The organism is Cohnella thailandensis (assembly GCF_014212135.1).
In the GTDB taxonomy this organism is placed as follows: Bacteria; Bacillota; Bacilli; order Paenibacillales; family Paenibacillaceae; genus Cohnella; species Cohnella thailandensis.
Genome location: NZ_JACJVQ010000006.1, coordinates 421,546 through 441,115, shown reverse-complemented (window position 1 = coordinate 441,115; position 19,570 = coordinate 421,546). Strand labels below are relative to the sequence as shown.

At 60.0% G+C, this 19,570-nt stretch carries 15 protein-coding genes; 7 read left to right on the top strand and 8 right to left on the bottom strand.

Going from position 1 to position 19,570, the window contains the following annotated elements; genetic code table 11:
• Positions 1 to 10 precede the first annotated feature (10 nt).
• The 4 genes from H7B67_RS09900 to H7B67_RS09885 all read right to left on the bottom strand — a co-directional run bounded on the left by H7B67_RS09900 (position 11) and on the right by H7B67_RS09885 (position 6,137).
• A complete protein-coding gene (locus H7B67_RS09900; protein ID WP_342592361.1) occupies positions 11 to 2,401 on the bottom strand; it encodes a glycoside hydrolase family 31 protein in 2,391 nt (796 codons plus the stop codon).
• A 27-nt stretch (positions 2,402 to 2,428) separates the two neighbouring features.
• Positions 2,429 to 3,271 carry a sugar ABC transporter permease gene (locus H7B67_RS09895; protein ID WP_185119625.1) on the bottom strand — a complete coding sequence of 281 codons (843 nt, stop codon included), beginning with the start codon at positions 3,269 to 3,271 and terminating at the stop codon, positions 2,429 to 2,431.
• Between the two features lies 1 nt (position 3,272).
• Positions 3,273 to 4,664 (bottom strand): sugar ABC transporter permease, encoded by a 1,392-nt coding sequence (locus tag H7B67_RS09890; RefSeq protein ID WP_185119624.1) that lies wholly within the window; start codon positions 4,662 to 4,664, stop codon positions 3,273 to 3,275.
• Between the two features lie 96 nt (positions 4,665 to 4,760).
• Complete coding sequence (locus tag H7B67_RS09885) at positions 4,761 to 6,137, bottom strand: extracellular solute-binding protein (RefSeq protein WP_221468712.1); 1,377 nt, start codon at positions 6,135 to 6,137, stop codon at positions 4,761 to 4,763.
• Positions 6,138 to 6,372: 235 nt separating this feature from the next.
• Here H7B67_RS09885 and H7B67_RS09880 point away from each other — a divergent pair, with 235 nt between their 5' ends.
• Positions 6,373 to 6,870 (top strand): VanZ family protein, encoded by a 498-nt coding sequence (locus tag H7B67_RS09880; RefSeq protein ID WP_185119623.1) that lies wholly within the window; start codon positions 6,373 to 6,375, stop codon positions 6,868 to 6,870.
• Between the two features lie 504 nt (positions 6,871 to 7,374).
• Here H7B67_RS09880 and H7B67_RS09875 read toward each other — a convergent pair.
• Both H7B67_RS09875 and purT read right to left on the bottom strand, forming a co-directional pair.
• Entirely contained in the window at positions 7,375 to 7,797 is a 423-nt protein-coding gene (locus tag H7B67_RS09875; protein WP_185119622.1) for an Rrf2 family transcriptional regulator, read from the bottom strand.
• Positions 7,798 to 7,920: 123 nt separating this feature from the next.
• Positions 7,921 to 9,081 carry a phosphoribosylglycinamide formyltransferase 2 gene (gene purT, locus H7B67_RS09870; protein ID WP_185119621.1) on the bottom strand — a complete coding sequence of 387 codons (1,161 nt, stop codon included), beginning with the start codon at positions 9,079 to 9,081 and terminating at the stop codon, positions 7,921 to 7,923.
• A 158-nt stretch (positions 9,082 to 9,239) separates the two neighbouring features.
• Between purT and H7B67_RS09865 the strand changes: the two genes are divergently transcribed.
• From H7B67_RS09865 to H7B67_RS09855, 3 genes are all read left to right on the top strand, one after another.
• Positions 9,240 to 9,395 carry a DUF1540 domain-containing protein gene (locus H7B67_RS09865; protein ID WP_185119620.1) on the top strand — a complete coding sequence of 52 codons (156 nt, stop codon included), beginning with the start codon at positions 9,240 to 9,242 and terminating at the stop codon, positions 9,393 to 9,395.
• 351 nt (positions 9,396 to 9,746) lie between these two features.
• Positions 9,747 to 10,433: a type 1 glutamine amidotransferase gene (locus tag H7B67_RS09860; protein WP_185119619.1), complete on the top strand. Its 687-nt coding sequence runs from the start codon at positions 9,747 to 9,749 to the stop codon at positions 10,431 to 10,433.
• 46 nt (positions 10,434 to 10,479) lie between these two features.
• The gene (locus tag H7B67_RS09855; protein WP_185119618.1) at positions 10,480 to 11,739 is read left to right on the top strand and encodes an ammonium transporter; all 1,260 of its coding nucleotides are present in this window, start codon (positions 10,480 to 10,482) and stop codon (positions 11,737 to 11,739) included.
• A gap of 55 nt (positions 11,740 to 11,794) precedes the next feature.
• Here the strand turns inward: H7B67_RS09855 and H7B67_RS09850 are convergent, their stop codons facing one another.
• A complete protein-coding gene (locus tag H7B67_RS09850) occupies positions 11,795 to 13,804 on the bottom strand; it encodes a Na+/H+ antiporter (RefSeq protein WP_185119617.1) in 2,010 nt (669 codons plus the stop codon).
• 173 nt (positions 13,805 to 13,977) lie between these two features.
• Positions 13,978 to 14,988, bottom strand: coding sequence for an aldose 1-epimerase (locus H7B67_RS09845; protein ID WP_185119616.1), 1,011 nt, complete (start codon positions 14,986 to 14,988; stop codon positions 13,978 to 13,980).
• A gap of 196 nt (positions 14,989 to 15,184) precedes the next feature.
• Between H7B67_RS09845 and H7B67_RS09840 the strand changes: the two genes are divergently transcribed.
• The 3 genes from H7B67_RS09840 to H7B67_RS09830 are packed head-to-tail and all read left to right on the top strand — an operon-like array spanning position 15,185 to position 19,230.
• The gene (locus tag H7B67_RS09840) at positions 15,185 to 15,592 is read left to right on the top strand and encodes a MarR family winged helix-turn-helix transcriptional regulator (RefSeq protein WP_185119686.1); all 408 of its coding nucleotides are present in this window, start codon (positions 15,185 to 15,187) and stop codon (positions 15,590 to 15,592) included.
• 34 nt (positions 15,593 to 15,626) lie between these two features.
• Entirely contained in the window at positions 15,627 to 17,405 is a 1,779-nt protein-coding gene (locus tag H7B67_RS09835; protein ID WP_245363142.1) for an ABC transporter ATP-binding protein, read from the top strand.
• A complete protein-coding gene (locus H7B67_RS09830) occupies positions 17,395 to 19,230 on the top strand; it encodes an ABC transporter ATP-binding protein (protein WP_185119615.1) in 1,836 nt (611 codons plus the stop codon). Before H7B67_RS09835 ends, H7B67_RS09830 begins: the two co-directional genes overlap by 11 nt.
• Positions 19,231 to 19,570: the final 340 nt, after the last annotated feature.

The window sequence follows — 19,570 nt, the reverse complement described above, 5'->3', positions numbered from 1 at the left end:
AGCCCGCCGCTTAAAAGGAATAAACCTGGACATCGCCCGATCCCGAACGCGCCTCCAGAAGCTCCGCCTTAACGCCGTTAATCGTCACTTCGAGCCTCTCGGCCCCGGCGGCTCCCGCGTGAACGACCAGCCTGCGGCCGCCCCAGTCGGGCGAATAGCCTTCCTTCTCGACGCGGCTGACGATTTCCAATCGGCTCTCGCCGCTCCGCCGCACGTTCACCCTCTCCGAGTAGCAAGCCCCCGCCGCATACCCGAAGGTCGCGCCGTCGTCCTCGTACAGGACGAACTCCACGCTCTCTCCGGCCGCGGGCGGATACACGTGCAGCGCCAGCTCTTCCACTCTCTCGGAAGTGTTCATCCGCTCCGAAGCCAGCGGAATCACCGCTCCTTCGCGAATGAACAGCGGAATCGTGTCCAGAGGAGCGTCGACCAGAACGTACCGTCCCCCTTCGACTCTCTCCTCCGTCCAGTAATTCGCCCAGCCGCCCGCGGGCAGATAAACCATCCGCTTCCTGGCGTGCGGCCTTACGATAGGCGCGACCAGCACCGACGGGCCGAGCAAGAACTGATCCGAGATCGCGTACGTCTCGGCGTCCTTCGGAAACTCGAGGAACAGCGGCCTCACGACCGGAACGCCGCTATCGTTAGCCTCCTTAAATAACGAGTACAGGTAAGGCAGCCAGCGGTAGCGCAGTTTAATGTACTTCCTCGCCACAGCCTCCGTCCGCTCTCCGAAAACCCACGGCTCCTGCCGGATGGACTTCATCTCGCTGTGGTTGCGGAAGAACGGCAGGAACGCGCCGAGCTGCGTCCACCTCGCCAGCAGCTCCGGGTTCGAGTCGTTCGAGAACCCGCCGACGTCCGCCCCGCAGAAGGGCACGCCCGACAGCCCCAGGTTGAGGCACATCGGCACGCTCATCTCGAGGTGCTCCCAGAAGCTGCGGTTGTCGCCCGTCCAGACGGCGGCGTGTTTCTGGATGCCCGCGTAACCGGCTCGCGTGAGCACGAACGGCCGGCGCCCTTCCAATTGCCGGCGCATGCCGCCGTACGTCGCCGCCGACATGTGATAGCCGTACACGTTGTGCAGCTCGCGGTGAGATGCCGGACGTCCGTCGTTCGCGTGCACGACGTCCAGGTCCATCGTTTTCGATTCGTTAAACACCGACGGCTCGTTCATATCGTTCCAGATGCCCTCGATGCCGAGCTCCGAGTAGAACGAATGCAGGTCTCCCCACCACTCGCGAACCTTCCCGTCCGTAAAGTCCGGGAAAACGCTCTTCTCCGGCCAAACCTGCCCGTAGAAAAGCTGCCCGTCCAAGTACCCGCAGAACATGCCCTCGCGGACGCCCTCCTGGAACACCCTATATTCCGGGTCCGCCTTGACGCCCGGATCGACGATCGGCACGACGCGAATCCCTTGAGAACGCAGCTCTTCCACCAGCCCTCGAGGATCCGGGAAGCGATCCTTATCGAAAGTGAACACCCGGTATCCGTACATGTAGTGGATATCGAGGTGAACGACGTCCAGCGGGATGCCCTTCTCCTTGAACCTCGCCGCCAGCTCGCGAACCTCCGTCTCCGTCTCGTACGAGTACCGGGACTGGTGGTAGCCGAGCGCCCAGCGCGGAGGAATCGGGGCGCGTCCCGTCAGCGACGCGTACTGCGCAAGAACGTCCTTCGGCGTCGGACCCGCCATCACGAAGTAATCGAGTTGGCCGCCTTCCGCTTGGAACGAATGCTCCCTCTCCCCTCGAAGATCGAACGCAGACCGGAACGTGTTGAAGAAGAACAACCCGTGGGCCGCGCCGCCGCGAAGCGTCAGATAGAAAGGGATCGACACGTACAGCTCGTCGGTGTCCGGATTGTGGGGAGCGTAGACGTCCGTGTTCCACATGCCGAACCTCTCGCCCCGCTTGTCCAGGAAGCCCGACTTCTCTCCGAAGCCGTAGAAGCGATCGTCCTCCCCGGTCTTCTTGACGCAGAGCACCTCGCCCTTCGAATTCATCATCATGCCCCGCTCCCCTTCGGAGACGAGCTCCCTGCCGGAAGGGTCGAAGAAGGAAAGGCGCAGCGGCTCCTTGCGGATCACGACCTTGAGCTGCGAGGAGCTTAGCCAGATCTCCCGCTCCTTCTCCTCCACGAGAATGCGCCCCGGGCCGGCCTCCGCCGACTCCAGCAGGCCCGCGTTGCGCGTGAGATCCGGCTCCCCGGCCGGATTCATCGTAACGCGCACGATGCGGTCCGTGCGGAACGCGATCGCGACGACGCCCCCCTCGCATTCCAACCGATAAAACGAGGACTCCTCGGAGAATCGGACCAAATTGCCGATGTCGCGCCACCTCGCACCCGCCAGCCCTCCACCAGCGTATTGATCCGGGTGAATTGCCGAACTATTTTCCACGTTAACTACCTCCTGCCTGATGTCCGTTTATCCCTTGGTGCCGCCTTCCGCCAATCCGGAGATCAGGTAGCGCTGCAAGAACAGGAATACGGTCGAGATCGGGAGAGCGATCAGGATCGTGCCCGCCGCGAATCTCGTGAAGTTGTTGCCCATCTTATCGTTAATGAAGCTGAACAAGCCGAGCGCCACCGTGTACTTCTCCGGGGACCGAAGAATGATGCGCGGGGTCAGGAAGTCCATGAACGGCGCCATGAAGGTGAACAGAGCCACGACCGCCAGGATCGGAGCGATCAGAGGGAGCAGAATTCGGGTCAGGATTCGGATGTGCCCGGCTCCGTCCATTTTGGCGGATTCGTCGAGGTCTCGCGGAATCGTGTCCATGTACCCCTTGACCAGGAAGATGTTCATCGGCAGTCCGCCCACCGTGTAGAAAATAACGAGCCCCGTAAACGTGTCGAGCAAGCCGACCAGGTTCAGCAGCAGATAGATCGCCACCATGCCCATGAGCACGGGGAATACTTGCATGAGGAGCGTCGCGTAGATGGTGTTTTTGCGGCCGACGAAGTGGTAACGGGAGAACACGAATGCCGTGAGCCCGACCATGACGACCGAAGCCAGCGCGTTGAAGGAAGCGACGATCAGCGTGTTCTTGTACCAGAGCGTATAATCGCTTCGCGGATCGTTGAACAGCCAGTTGTAGTTGTCGAACGACCAATTATCCGGGATGAGCTTGGCGCTGAACATGCTCGTTCCCGGGTTGAGAGAGATCCCGACCGCCCACAGGAGCGGATACAGGATGACCGCGAACATGACCAGGATGATCAGGTAGATTCCCGACACTTCCAGATTCGATTTCATCGTGCGTTTCATTCTAGTACATGCCCTCCTCTCGGAATGAGCGGGATCTGCGGAACTGATAGAAAGCGAAGAAGGCGACGACAAGGCCCATGATGATCGAGATCGCGGCGGCCATTTTGTAATTGTTCTGGTCGAACGTCAGGCCGTAAACCCACGAGATGAGGATGTCGGTCGCGCCCGAGCTCTGCCCCGGAACGGGAGGTCCGCCCTTGTTGAAAAGATAGATGATGTTGAAATTGTTGAAATTGTAAGCATACTGCATGATGAGCAGCGGCGCGGTGGCGTACAGGACGTGCGGCATCGTGATGTAGCGGAATTTGGCGAAGCGGGTGCCGCCGTCGACGTCCGCCGCCTCGTACCAGTCCTTGGAGATGCTCTGCAGGACGCCCGTCACGAGCGTGAACACATACGGGAAGCCGAGCCACACCTGGACGAAAATAATGGCGATGCGAGCCCAAGTCGGGTCGGTCAGCCACGGAATCGAAACGTTGAAAATCGAGAGAATGTCGCGGTTGATCGTGCCGAACGTGTCGTTGAACATGGCCGCGAAGACGAGCACCGTCATGAACGAGGGCACGGCCCACGGGAGGATGAAGACGGTTCTTATGAGCTTCTTGAAGCGGACCCGGGGGTCGTTCACGATCATCGCGAGGAAGAAGGCCAGGGCGATCTGAAGCGAAGTGGCGACGAGCGTCCAGACGACGGTCCAGGCCATGACGGCCAGCAGGCTGCGCGACCAGATCGATTCGGTGAACAGTTGGACGAAGTTCTCGAAGCCGACCCAATCGAGCAGGTGAGCGGGCGGCGAGTTGTACAGGTTGTAATTGGTGAACGCGAGGAGCACCATGAACAGCAGCGGGAAAATGACGATCATCGTCAACAGGATGAACGTCGGCACGACGATGAAGTACGGGAAGCCGTGCTCCCAGCTGTCGTGGAACGCCTTGCGGACGGACGGAATCGCGAAGCCTTCGCGGCGCCGAACCGCGTCCCTATGGGCGTCCTTGATGTTCAGGACATAGGCGATCGCCAGGATGACGACGACGATGGCGGACAGGATGCCTTGGACGAGCAGCGTGCGCGAGTCGTCGGCGGCCGGGTCGTCTCCCAGGGTGATCAGGCCCCAGATTCCGTTGATTAGGGGGGCCGTCATCGCGATGGCGAAGAGGACCGCAAGCGCGAGGAAAATCGTCCCCTTGATCCAGCGGCGGTTGTAATATTGGCCGAGCCCGGGGACGACGGACAGCCAGGCGGCGGTCGCCGGGCTCGCGCCGGCGTTAGCGCCCGGAGGCGTGCCCGGGTCGGGGCCGCGGTTGGTCCCCGGGTTCGCGCCGAGGCCGCTGCCGGTTCCGCCGCTTGGAGTGACGCGGCTCGCGGCCGGGGTCGGGGTATGTTCGGTAGTCATGCGTGTTCCACCTTCCTTAGGCAGAGGAAAAAGGGACTGCGGACAGCCCCTTCTCCTCCCAGCTTGTGTCTAGCGGCTAGCGGCGAAGCTTGCGGATTACTTCGCTCCCGCCATCTTCATCTTGTCTTGGACCTGCTTCACGGCGTCGTCGAGGGACGTCTGCACGTCCTTCTTGTCGACGATGAACTTGAGCGCGTTCGCCATCGGATCCCACACGTGGTCGAGCTCCGGCACGGTCGGGAACGGAATGCCGTATTGGATCTGCTGCGAGAAGCCGGCTACCATCGGGTCGTCGGTCAGCGCCGGGTTGTTAAGCACGTTCTTGACCGGAGGCGTCTCGCCCGTCTGCTTGAAGTACTCGAGCGCGTTCTCTTCGTTCGTGAGGAACGCCGCGAAGTCGGCTGCCCACTCGGGGCTCTTCGAGAACTTGGAGAGCATCCAGCCCTTGACCCCGATGAAGGAGGTCGGGCGGTTGCCGTTCGCCAGCGTCGGCAGCGGAGCGACCGCGACGTCGTCGCCGAGCTGCTTCTTGTAATCCTGCACGGCCCACGGACCGTTGATGACGGCGCCGACTTGGCCCGCCGTGAACAGGCCGCCCACGATGTCGCCGTTCACGTCCTTCGGAATGTAGCCCTTGTCGACCCAATCCTGGATCAGCTTGCCGCCCGCGACCGCGCCTTCCTTGTTGAGGCCGATGTCGTTCACGTCGAACTTGCCGCCGTTGTCCTTGAAGATGTAGCCGCCGTTGCCGCCCATGAGTGACCAGGCGTAGTAGAAGTTCGTCGCTTCGAACAGGAAGCCGTACTTCTGCTTCTTCGCGTCCGTCTGCTCCTGCATGATTTTCTCGAGGTCGGCGATAGTGGCTGGCGCTTGAGGAACGAGCTTCTTGTTATAGAAGAGCGCGTACGTCTCGGTAACGAGCGGCAGGCCGTACAGCGTGCCGTCCTGGCTCAGCGCGGCGAGCGCTTCCGGCGTGTAAGTGGAGAGTACGTCCTCGGTCGTCTTCAGCGGTTGAACGAGGCCCTTCACGACGAGGGCTCCGATGCCCGGCTGGTAGAACAGGTCCGGCCCCTTGCCCGCCGGGCCGTCGAGAGACAGCGTGTCCGGCTGGTCGTTCATCGGCACCGGCCGGATGTTGATCTTGATGCCCGTCTTCTCCGTGTACTTGTCCGCGAAGCCCTTGATGACGTCGAGCTTATCCGCGTTGTCGTCCGGCCAGATCGTCAGCTCGGCCGGCTTCTCCGGCATGTTAGCCTCCGCCGACGGGCTTGCGCTCTCGCTCGCGCTCGCACTGGCGCTTGGGCTGGCCGAGGCGGATTCGCTGGCCGGAGCGCTAGAGGACGGCGCCGCCCCTTCGTTGCCGTTGTTACTGTTGCCGTTGCTTCCGCAAGCCGACAGGACCAGCGAGCCGGCGAGCACGACTCCGAGCGGCAGGGCGATTTTTTTGCTCATGGATTTGATCTCGGTAGACATCGTAAAACCCCTCTCTAGTGATGGATCGAATGAATGATTTCTTGATCTCATCATAGGAAATCCGGGGAGGGGCTCACTACCACTCTTATGACTCGTAAGAACACGATTGTGACATGACGGCCCTGTAGGCTGCTTTTAAACAAGTGGGCGAAAATGGTATTATTAGGAGGTTGTGGGTTTCCTCGCCAGGAGAGAGTACGGAAAGAATAGAGAGATAGAAGAGAGGGAGAACAAGTTGCTACGAAAAATCTCTTGGGTAGCCTTTATCATCTATCTTTGGTTGGTCGTCGATCTGGTTATCATGAAACGCAACGACATGAGCTTTCAGGACGTGTGGTATCGAATTCATTCCGCCTGGGAGGCAAGGCGGGAATACGGCTACTGGGACCTGAGCTTTCGCCCCTTCCTGACGATAAAAGACGCGCTCGACTCCTATCAGCGCTACGGCTGGGACAGTCGGGCTTTTCGAACGGCTACCTATAATGTTTTCTTCTTTGCGCCGCTCGGCCTGTTGCTCCCGTTGATCATGAAGAAGCCCTCCGCTTGGAAGGCGATGTCGATGGCTCTGTTTATTATCCTCGCCGTCGAAATCATCCAACAGTTCACTGGCCTCGGCATGGCCGACATCGACGACGTTATCTTGAACATGGCCGGCAGCCTGATCGGGCTTGTCTTCTACTCTATCGCTCGAATTCCGATCCACCTCGCAGTATCGAAGTCCCGCTCAGGTTAGTACGGAGAGTAACTAGACTACGCTCATGAGCAGGATTCCTCCGAAAGTAGCTTAAGAGAGCAACCAGACTACCCTCCCGCGCGCACATCCACCGAATGTGCCTCAAAAGAGTATCCAGTTTGTTCACTGAACGGGCGCCGGACAGGGTTCCCATTGATATCCCGCTCCATGCGGCTGATGTGTGGTACGGGGTACCATACTTTCGCGGCATCCTGCGCCATTCGGCCGATGTGTGGTACGGGGTACCATTCTTTCGCGGCATCCTGCGCCATTTGGCCGATGTGTGGTACGGGGTACCATTCTTTCGCGGCATCCTGCGCCATTTGGCCGATGTGTGGTACGGGGTACCATACTTTCGCGGCATCCTGCTCCAGGCGGCTGATGTATGGTACGGGCAGCGATAATCTTGATCATCTCCTAGCACGAAAAAAAGCGTCTCGCAGCTCCTAAGGAGAGATTCTCCCCTGTATGAAGCGACGAAACGCTATACTATGCGATCTTATTCTACGCCCTGCTAGCCACGTCCAGACTGACCTGCTCCATCGTCACGCTTGCGAGTTCGGCTTCCAGGGCCCGTTGGGCGCCCGTGAAGACGCCGTCCAGCGACGCCTGGATGTTACGGCCGACCGGACAGGCCGGATTCGGATGCTCGTGCATGGAGAACAGCTCCTCCTGCTCGGGCTGAACCGCGCGGTAGACGTCGAGCATCGTGATCTCCCCGAGCGGGCGGGCGAGAGTCGCCCCTGCGACCCCGGCGCTCGTCCGGACGAGCCCCGCCTTGCTCAGCATGCCGAGAATCCGGCGAATGACGACGGGGTTCGTATTGACGCTGGATGCGATATATTCCGAAGTGATGCGAGTGCCCTCGCTCTGATGAATCAGGGTCAGAATGTGCGCCGCTACGGAGAATCGGCTGCTTATCGCCATGGGAGGCTCCCTCCTTCTCCCTCAAGTGTACTCAGTATAGTTACAGCCGAACAAACTGTCAATGGAAGGAAGCCCCGATTCGAGCGCCATCTCCGCGGCTGCAACCGGCCGAGAATCCCCTTCTTACTTCCCTTCCAGCCGAAGCTTCCCGAGAGCTTCCGTCGCCCGTTCCCGAGCCGCTTCCACCGTCTCCGCCGTCACGAGAGCGACCGCCATCCGGCGGCCCGCCTTGGTGACCGGCTTGCCGAAGATGCGAAGCTGCGTGTCCGGCAGCGCCAGAGCTTCCTCCGCGCCGAGCAGGCGGTAAGATGACCATTCCGCATCCGCCTTCAGCGGGCGGCTCGCCCCCGGCGCCGTCAGCTTGATCTCCGGAATCGGCAAGCCGAGAATGGCTCTCGCATGCAGAGCGAACTCCGACAGGTTCTGGCTGACCAGCGTGACCAGTCCCGTATCGTGCGGTCGCGGCGACACTTCGCTGAAGTAGACTTTGTCGCCCGAGAGGAACAGCTCCACGCCGAAGATCCCCGCGCCTCCCAGCTCGTCCGTGATGATCTTGGCGATCCGCTTGGATTCCTCGATTTGGGTCTCGGTCATCTCATGAGGCTGCCAGGACTCGATGTAGTCTCCGTCCTTCTGAATATGCCCGATCGGGGCGCAGAACTGCGTCCCGTTCACCGACCTTACCGTAAGGAGAGTGATCTCCGAGTCGAAGCGAATGAACTCTTCTACGATAACTCGTCCTTGCTGCACGCGTCCGCCTTCCATCGCGATCTGCCAGCTGCGGCCGATCTCCTCCTCGGAGCGGCAGACGCTCTGGCCTTTGCCGGAGGAGCTCATGAGCGGCTTGACCACGCACGGGAAGCCCATCTCCCGCGTTGCCGCTTCGAACTCTTCGTACGTATCGGCGAAGCGGTACTTGGCCGTAGGCAGGCCGAGCGTCTCCGCGGCCAAGCGGCGAATTCCCTCGCGGTCCATCGTAAGCCGGGCCGCCCTTGCCGTCGGAATGACGCGGTAGCCTTCCTCTTCGAGCTTAATCAGCTCCGCGGTCGCGATCGCCTCGATCTCCGGAACGATGAGATCGGGCTTCTCCTTTTCCACCAGTTCCCTAAGAGCTTGCTTGTCCAGCATATCGATCACGTAGCTCCGATCCGCGACATGCATGGCCGGAGCTCCTTCATATCGGTCGACCGCAATCGTCTCGACGCCGAGCCGCTGCGCTTCGATGATAACTTCCTTGCCAAGCTCCCCGGAACCGAGAAGCATCAATCTCGTCGTGTGAAACATCCGTGCCTTAAACCCCCTGAGCAAAATGGAATACCTACATTATACACCTTCTTATTCCCCTGCCCACGCCAAAGAAGCCAGTCCGCGATCGAATTGGCTTCAAGGTATGAACCGAACGCGATTCACCCATCCTAAGAAGGAATGGGAGGTGAATCACGATGGCCAAAGACGTCCTTTGCGAAGTAAACTCTTGCAAGTACTGGGCACCCGGCAACCAATGCGCGGCTTCTTCGATTTATGTGGTCAACAATCGAGGCGATCAAGCGCGCAGCTCCGGAGAGACCGATTGCAAAACCTTCGAGCCCAAGGTTTAATTCGAGCTTTCCCCTTAAGATGATTGGCACGAGAGCGGTCCGGCGAGGGCCGCTCTTATGCTTTGACCGTCTCCATCCAGCATTATTCCCTCGAGTGAGAACAATTATCAGCTTCTTGAGAATTTTTTTCTCTCTTCCTCTCCGAAGTTCGAATCCTTCCGGAAGCCTCCGAACTTCGGAGCATACCTACCGAATTAGCGAATCTCCCCAAAAAGACATGTTATGTTCTCTGTTTATTAATGTTAGATATGTTGACAACAAATAATAACGTTGGTAGAATTACCGACATAACTTTGATAATGGTTTATTCGGCGCAAGTGTTCCGCAGTTGAAGGAGGGAAGATATCCGGCATGAATATCGCGATTCTGAAGCATTTCGACTTCGACGACGAAAGCGCGATCGTGAGCTGGTGCCGCTCCAAAGGGCATCCATATACCATCATCGATCCGTCTTCCGAAGACAACTTACCTGACATGAATTCCTTCGAGCTGCTTATCGTTCTCGGCGGGCCGATGAGCGTTTACGAGGAGGAGTCCTACCCATGGCTCGCGGCGGAGAAGCGATTCCTGAGGGATGCCATCGATGCGGACAAGAAAATCCTCGGCATCTGCCTCGGAGGACAGCTTCTCGCGGAGGCGCTGGGAGGACGGGTCTTCCGCAACGAGCATAAGGAGCTCGGCTTTCACCCGATCGAACGGAACGGGAACGAGCATCCCCTATTCTCCGGAATGCCGGAGAAGTTCCATTCCTACCAATGGCACGGGGATGCCTTCGAGCTTCCCGAGGACGCCCTGCCTCTCGCCTCCTCCGAGGCTTGCCGCCACCAGGCGTTCGCCTACGGCACGAGCATCCTGGGCTTGCAATTCCATCTCGAGACGACGCGCTCCTGCGCCGAAACGATGCTCGAGCAGTGGAGCGGCGAGATCAAGGACGCGCCTTACATTCAGCCGGAGAAGCAGATTCGCGAGCAATGGAGTCGGATAGAAGACTCTCACGGCTATCTCCGGAGCATTCTCGATCGGTTCGAGAATATCTGATCCCGATTCAATAAGCGCATGACGCACAACTTAGGGGGAACTTCGTATGGAATTAGGTCTCAACTCCGTCTGGACGATGCTGGGCGCCATTCTCGTGCTTTTTATGCAATGCGGCTTTATCCTGCTTGAAGCGGGCTCCACCCGGATGAAGAATGCCGGACACATCGCCGGCAAAACCATCTTCACGATCGGCGTCACCTCCGTCGTCTTCTGGGCGGTCGGCTACGCGTTCATCTTCGGCTCCGAGGGCAACGGCTTCCTCGGCTGGGGCGACTACTTCGGCTTCGACGTTCTCGCCGTTCCGGAAGGCTCGACCGTCGCTCCGACCGTCATGTTCCTCTTCCAGCTCGCGTTCGCGACGATCTCGATGTCGGTCGCCTTCGGCGGCTTCGCGGAGAGAGCCAAGCTATCCGCTTACCTGATCTTCGCCGTCCTGTTCTCGGCTATCGTCTATCCGGTCATCGCGCACTGGATCTGGGGCGGCGGATGGCTCTCGGAGCACGGCGACCAAGACTTCGCGGGCTCCACGGTCGTCCACCTGACGGGCGCGATGGCCGCCCTCGCCGCCACCCTCTTGCTTAAGCCCCGAATCGGCAAGTTCGGCCAAAACGGCGTCTCGAACCACATTCCCGGACATAACCAAGTGTTCACGACCCTCGGCGTCATGATTCTATGGATCGGGTGGTTCGGCTTCAACGCCGGCAGCTCCATCACCGCGGGAGACGGCAGCTTCTTCGGCTTCATCGCCGTCAACACCCAGCTCGGCGCCGCCGGCGGAGCGATCGCGGCGCTGCTTATCGCTTGGGCGGTGACCGGCAAGGCGGACATTCCGGTCATGCTGAACGGCGCTCTCGCCGGCCTCGTCGCCATCACCGCCTCCTGCGCCTTCGTCGAATCCTGGGCGGCGCTCGTCATCGGCCTCATCGCCGGCTTGCTCGTCTTCGCCGGAATGCGCCTGGTGGACAAGCTGCGCATCGACGATCCGATCGCCGCGATCTCCGCCCACGGCTTGGCCGGGATCTGGGGCACGCTGTCGACGGGCTTCTTCGCCACCAAAGAGCTCGCCGAGCAAGTCGGGGTCGGCCGCGAAGGGCTTTTCTACGGAGGCGGTCTCCACCAGCTCGGCATTCAAGCTCTCGGCGTCGTCGTCTGCGGCTTGTTCGCCTTCGCGGTCTCCTACGTCATTCTGTTCGCGATCAAGAAGACGATCGGCTTGCGCGTCACGGAAGAACAGGAAATCGTCGGCCTGGACATCAGCGAGCACGGCTCTTACGGCTATCCGGAGCAGATGAAGCAATCGATCTAAATGTTATAGAAAAAAAGAGCACCGCGCCAATTAATCGGCGACGGTGCTCTTTCATTTACTCCATCTCTCCTTCGGTCAAGCTTGCTTCCATCGTATTGATGAAGAAACGCAAGTTGTTCACCATGGCCAGAGAGACCTCGCCGTTCGCGTACATCGTCTGGAGCGCGTCTCTCTCCATCTGAATGGCTCTCCGCTCCCACTCCTTCTTCTCCTGTTGGAATTGCTCGCTCTGGGCGGAGGAGTACAGCGTTTCGTTCGTTCGGCGAATTCCTTCCTGATAATGCTGAATGACGGCGGAGCAGGCGCGGTTGTCGGTCGCCCGCATCGTCTCCTGCAGCTCGGCTATGGCGACCTTGGACGTCTTCAAGCGAAGCTCGCGCAGCGCGTCCATCTCGGCGGCGGACCAACGGGCGTTCTTATGCCCCGTCAGGCTCTTCCACAACTTCTTCGCCGCAAGCCGAAGCGAATAGAAGACGGCCAGCGATCGATTCGCCAGAATCGATTCCATCCGCGAGAGGATGGAATCGAATCGCTTCGCGGTATCCGCCGCGACCTCTCCGCTGGCCACCAAGCGGGCCACTTCCTCCCGTTCCGCCTGCATGGCGTACAGCCACCTGTCGCACACGGCCGTTCTCCACGCCCTATTCTGCCTGAAGCCCGGCTCGGAGCCGACTTGTCGAAGCTTCTGCCCATAGTCTCCGAGCACCGCCATCACGACGCCGCGATTCTCGTCGGTGATCTCATCTTTCAGCGAACGAACGGCCATCTCCAAGATCCGAACCTGCGCTTCGTGCTCGCTTAAATGCTTGTTCTCCTCGTTTTCCCCGACCTTTTTCCTCGATAGAAGCGGCAGAGCGACGCTGGCCACGATCAACGTGACGAGAATAACCCCGGCCGACAGGAAGATAATGAGGTTCCGTTCGGGAAAAGCGCTCCCGTCATCGAGCACGAGAGGAATCGAGAACGCGCCCGCCAAAGTGACCGCCCCGCGAACGCCGGACAACGTCGTCAGCAACGTCGACTTCAGGCGTACCTTCCCCGGCTTGCCGATCTTCTCCAGCGAGGAGAACAGATACACCCAGATGAATCGGAGCACGTACAGCGCCAGCGTGATGATCAGGACGTAACCGATCGCCTGCGCGTTGTTGAACTTCGGATCCTCCCAGATGACTTCGGCAACATGCGGTATCTGCAAGCCAAGAATAAGGAAGACCAAACCGTTCAGGATAAAAAGAAGGACCGACCACGTGCTGGCGGAGACGACCTGCAGCTTCGTCGCATAGGGCTCCAGGCGGTCCTTCGCGACCGCGTGGAAGATCCCGCCCGCAACGACGCCGAGAATGCCGGACACGCCGAGCTCCTCGGCCAGCATGTAAATGACGAAGGGAGTCAGGATCTGAATGAGCATGTGCATCGTCGCGTCTTCGATGCCGAGCCTGCGCAGGAACGACCGGACCCCGATAAAGACGAACGACAGCACGATGCCGACCAGAACGCCCCCGATCGCGATAACGACGAAGCTCCAGCTTGCGTTGGCGAGCGAGAAGGCGCCGGTCACCGTGGCGGCGACGGCGAACTTGAACGCGACCAGGCCGGAGGCGTCGTTCATAAGGGCTTCGCCCTCCAGCAGGCGGAGAATTCCCTTCGGAAGGCTGATCCGGCCGGCCAGCGCTCCGACCGCGACCGCGTCCGTCGGCGAGAGAATCGCCGCCAAGGCGAACGCCGCCGACAGCGGAATGGAAGGGATCAACCAGTGGATGCCGTATCCGCCGACGACCACGGTCACGAAGACGAGCCCGACCGCCAGCACCAGAATCCAGCCTCTAAGCTTCCACAGCTCGTCTCTCGGCGTTCTTTTCCCGTCATTGAACAGCAGCGGGGCGACGAACAAGACGAAGAACAGCTCCGGCTCCAGCTCCAGCTCGATCCCCGTCGGAAGCAGCACGAGCAAGGCGCCGAGCGCGATCTGGAACAGAGGGACCGGAACGGCCGGGACGATGCGGCTCAGCACGTTCGACACGGCGATGAGGGCCAGCAGCCCTAGAATAAGGAGAAATAACTCCATGCAGCAACCTGCCCTTTCCCTGTGACTGAATGTTATAAGATGCTGTTAGGCGAAGAGCGAAAGTGCACTTATTTTTGACGAAATCCAGAAAATCCTCTCAGCTAAAGGCCAACAAAAATAAGCGGAACTTCGGAGCGACGTTCGCGACACCCGAAATTCCGCCCATGGCCAAACTATGCCTTATCGATCACGTAGAGGCGGCTGGTCTCTTCCCAGATCTCGCCTTGCTCGAGCCCGATCAGGCCGATCTCCTCCGCCGGCAGATCGACGTTCGGGGCGTTGACCAGGTTGATCTGCGGCTCCGGACAGAAGAAGCCCCCGCGCGCGAAGTTATTCCAGATCATCCACATCTTATAGCCGGTCCCCACGTCGTAGACAAGCTTCGCGCCTTCGCGGGAATCGGTCAGCTCCATGTAGTTGCGGCCGTTCTGGGTCTTCGCGGTGTAGTGGTTGTCCATCGCTTCGAAGAACGGCGACTGCGTGCCTTCGCGCATCTTCGCTTCGCCCTCCGTAAGCGTCTGGAATCGGCCGGTCGGCAGCATGCGGTCGTCCGCCCCCATCTCCCAACGATCGCCGATGGTCAGCTTGAAGCTCATGTCCGCCCCTTCGCTCCCCGGCGCGAAAGGAGCGTTGATCGCGGTATGGAACGCAAGGAGACAAGGCAGGCGCTTCTTTCCGTTGTTGCGTACGCTCACGCGCTGAAGCAGCCCCTCTTCGCTCAATACGTATTCCAGCTTAAGAGTAAATTCGAACGGATAGTGCTCGTAGACCGGATGACCTTCCGATACGGTCAGCGACAGCGCGACCCGGCTCTCCGCCTCGTCCGCCCCGAACCGCTCGACCTTCCACGGAGTCGTATGCGCGAAGCCGTGCAGATGGTTGCCGCGGGCCGTCTCGTTGACAGGCAATTGATAGGTTGTCCCTTCCCACGGGAATTTCCCCGCATCGTACCGGTTAGGCGGGAAGAGCACGGGAATGCCATGCACGCCCGGGTTGCCGCGGAACGCGTCCATCTCCGACGCTCCCGGCTCGCGAAGGAAAACGTAGCCCCGGCTCGTGTCGCGGAAAGCGATCAGGTTGGCGCCGATTCTCGGCAGAACGGCCGCTTCGTAAGGGCCCGCTTGGAGCCAGATGGCTTGCTCATCATGAAAATTACCTTCATAAGCGCGAATAACCGTAGACATGAGATCCCCCTCGATAGGCGCAAAAAGCCAATTTTCACTAGCATATCATATCCAGGGCCGGCAGGGACATCCGCCGAACGAAACAATCGTTTTGACAGCCGCGCCTCCCCCTCGTATATTATAATTAGCTAGCTAACTTTTTTTTTGCCCAGGGGGTCTATTGCCATTGAGATCGGAATCGAATCTCACCCACCTTATGCGACATGTGCTCAAAAACCACCGTTCCCACGTGGATCGTCTGATTCGCGACTACGACGTTTATCCCGGCCAGCCCCCTCTGCTTCTGAGGCTCTCCGACACGGATGGCCTCAGCCAGCGCGAGCTCGCGGACAGCAAGGGAGTGAAGCCGGCGACGCTTACCGTCATGCTGCAACGAATGGAGAAAACGGGGCTGATCCGGCGGGCGGCCGACGAGAAGGATCAACGGGTTACGCGAGTCTATCTGACCGAAAAAGGCCGCGGGGCGTCCGAGGCGGTCAAGCAGGCGATGGAGGAAGTGGAGGCACGCTGCTTCGAGGGATTCCTTCCGGAAGAGAAGCTGCTTCTGCGGCGATTTTTGCTCCAGATGAAGGACAATCTGACGACCTGGACGCCCGAAGATTAAATTAGTCAACTAACGAAAGAAGGAGAAGGTTCGATTGGTTAAGCTGCTCCGTTACTTAAAGCCTTACCGCGCAGCCGCCTTGGCCGCTCCGCTGCTCATGGTGCTCGAAGTCGTCATGGATCTGCTTCAGCCCAGCCTGATGGCGAGCATCGTGAACGACGGGGTCATGAAAGGCGATCTCGGGCATATCGGCCTTATGAGCATATGGATGATTCTTGCCGCGGTCTGCGGACTGCTCGGCGGCATGGGCTGCGCCTACTACGCCATCCGCGCGTCCGTCGGATTCGGAACCGATCTGCGCAACGCGCTTTTCCGCAAGGTTCAGGCCTTCGCCTTCCGCGAGCTGGACAAATTCTCGGGAGGCACCCTCGTCACACGGCTGACGAACGACGTCATGCAGGTTCAGATGCTGGTTCAGATTTTCCTCCGGATGCTGATTCGCAGCAGCATGCTGTTCTTCGGCAGCATCGCGATGGCGTTCCTGATCAGCCCGAAGCTTTCGCTTGTCTTCGCGGTCAGTCTGCCGCTCTTCTTTATCTTCCTGTATGCGCTGCTGAGCAAATCCATCCCGCTCTACCGAACCCTGCAGGCGAAGCTGGACCGGGTCAACTCCGTTCTGCTAGAGAACCTGAACGGAATTCGCGTCGTCAAAGCGTTCGTCAGGGCGGCTTTCGAGAAGGTCCGGTTTAAGCGGGCGAATGAAGAGAATTACGAGGTGGGCCTTAAAGCCGCGCGCCTGCTTGCCATCAACAACCCGATCATGACGCTGCTGCTGAACGCCAGCATCGTCTGTATTCTATGGATCGGGGGAGCGCAGACGTGGGAAGGCGGTCTCGCGATCGGCAGCTTGGCCGCCTTTATCACGTACGTCACCCAGACGCTGAACGCGATGGTCTCGCTCGGGAATACGCTGATGAACATCTCCCGGGCGAAGGCTTCCTCCGACCGCATCATCGAGGTGCTGGACACCCCTTCTTCGATGGCAGAGCCGGTAGCGGCTCCGCTTGCGGCCGGGACCCCATCGGCCCCTTCCGCCCCTTCCGCTCTCTCTGCCCTTTACGGGCAGGTGGAATTCCGCCATGTCTTCTTCGGCTACGAGGAAGGAGGGGAAGAGCCGGTCCTGAAGGACGTCAGCTTCCTCGCGAAGCCCGGAGAGACGATCGGCATCCTCGGCTCGACCGGGGCCGGCAAGAGCTCCTTGGTGAATCTGATGCCCCGGCTGTACGATCCGACGGAAGGCTCCGTACTCGTGAACGGCGTCGACGTGAAAAGCATTCCTCTCGAGGAGCTGCGGAGCCAAGTCGGAATCGTGCTGCAGCAGGCGGTTCTGTTCGGCGGGACGATCCGGGACAACATCCGCTACGGCAAACCGGACGCTTCGCAAGACGAGATCGAAGCCGCCGCACGGGCGGCGGAGGCGCACGATTTTATCCAATCCTTCCCCGAAGGCTACGATACGCAGATCGGCCAACGCGGCGTCACCCTGTCCGGCGGCCAGAAGCAGCGAATCTCGATCGCGCGCGCCTTGCTCGCGCAGCCGGGCATCCTGATTCTCGACGACAGCACGAGCGCGGTGGATCTCCGCACCGAAGCCCGCATAAGAACCGCACTCCGAGACCGGCTGCAGGGCAGCACCTGCTTCATTATCGCGCAGAGGATCTCCTCGGTCGCCGATGCGGATCGGATTCTCGTGATCGAGGACGGCCGGATCGTCGCCCAGGGCAACCATGCCGAGCTCATGGTTTCCAGCGAGGTGTACCGCGACATCTATGAATCCCAGCTCGGATTGGAGGAAGCGTCCCATGCAACTTAATGTCAGACCCAATGCCGGGCCCGGAGGAGGCCCGGGAGGCCCTCCCGCCCGCGGAATGCCGGTTCCGAAGCAGCGGGCCCGCGACACCCGGCGGACGATCTCCCGTATCTGGCGTTACTTGAGCCGCCAGCGCGCCGGGCTCGTGTTCACGATCCTGTTCGCGATCGTCGGAACGGGCCTGGGCCTGCTTGCTCCCTATCTGCTGGGAAGGGCCATCGACGATTATATCCTGGATCATGACAAGAGCGGGCTGCTGCGCCTCTGCGTCATGCTCGGCGCCGTCTATCTCGGCAATGCGGCGGCTTCCTGGCTTCAAGCCCACCTCATGGCCGGAGTCTCGCAGAAGACGGTGCGGGTCATGCGCAAGGACCTGTTCGGCCATCTTCAGAAGCTTCCGATTCCGTTCATCGACCGCTCGGCCAAAGGCGACTTGATGAGCCGGGCGACCAACGATATCGAGAACGTCTCGACGACGCTGAATCAGAGCTTGATTCAGATCGTCACCAGCGCGATCACGCTGATCGGCTCCCTGGCGCTGATGTTCGCCCTGAACGTATGGCTTACCTTGGTCTGCCTGATCACCATTCCGCTTGTCTCCCGGGCCTCGAAGAGCATCGCCTCCCGAACCAAGAAGCACTTCTCGGACCAGCAGGCGAGCCTCGGCCGCCTGAACGGGTTTATCGAGGAGACGCTGTCCGGGCAGAAGGTCGTCAAAACGCTGCGGCGCGAAGGCAGAGCGATCGAGGACTTCTCGGAGATGAACGGCGCCCTCAAGTCCGCTTCCGTCAAAGCCCAAACCTTATCCGGCTATATGGGTCCCGTCATGAACACGATGGGCCACCTCACGTTTATTCTGATCGCCACGGTCGGCGGTTGGATGGCTTACGAGGAATGGACCTCGGTCGGCGTTATCGTCAGCTTCCTCAACTATTCGAAGCTGTTCAGCGCGCCCATCAACGACCTCGCCAACCAATACAACCTGATTCAAGCCGGCATCGCCGGAGCGGAGCGGGTGTTCGAGCTGATGGACGCCGAGAGCGAATATTCGGAGTCCGATCCGGGCAAGCCGGTCGATACGCTGACGGGAGCGGTCGTCTTCGACAAGGTCAGCTTCGCTTATCGCCAAGATAAGCCCGTGCTCCGGGAAGTCTCGTTCCGCGCGAAGCCCGGCGACGTTATCGCCCTCGTCGGTCCGACCGGCGCCGGCAAGACGACGGTCATCAACCTGTTGACGCGCTTCTATGACATCGAGGAAGGGCACGGATGCATCTCCATCGACGGCGAAGACATTCGGGGATTGGACAAGGACAGCCTGCGCGGCCGGCTCGGCATCGTGCTCCAAGACGCGTACACGTTCTCCGATACGATCCGCGAGAACATCCGCTACGGGCGCCTGGACGCGACGGACGAGGAGATCGTTGCCGCCGCGAAGCTGGCGAACGTGCACTCCTTCGTGCGCAAGCTTCCGCAAGGCTACGATACGATGCTGACCGCGGACGGCGGCAATCTGAGCCAGGGGCAGCGCCAGCTGATTACGATCGCGAGGGCCATCCTCGCGAATCCCGCCATCCTGATCCTCGACGAAGCGACCAGCAGCGTCGACACGAGAACGGAGGTTCACATCCAGCAGGCGATGGAGACGCTGATGCAGGGGCGCACCAGCTTCGTCATCGCCCACCGCCTGAACACGGTCCGCCATGCCGACCAGATCCTCGTCATCGACGGCGGAAGGATCGTCGAACGCGGCACGCACGAGGAGCTGCTGGCCGAACGCGGCTTTTACGAACGCCTGTACCGGACCCAGTTCGCGGGCGAAGCGATTTAATTTGTCGGCTTGTTGAAGCATATGATCGCCAAAGGCCAGAAGCATAAACAAAGAGCCGAGAGCTCCCGGATGGGGCTGCTCGGCTCTTTGTTCGTTCGCGCGTTATGCTCAGCGCCTCTCCCTAATCCCCTCGCCTGCGTTACGCAAAGTGCGGTACCTATCGGGCTGTCAAGATAACGATAGATAAACTCATGCGAGACGATCTCCGCACCCTCGTCGCTCCCTGTCGGCCACCCTCGGCGCTTTCAACTCACCCCACCCTCCGTAAACCGCCAAAAATGTTTTCTTAGGAATAGTTTGCCTCCCCGCGCAATAAATCCGCCCATAAGGGTAAGAATCG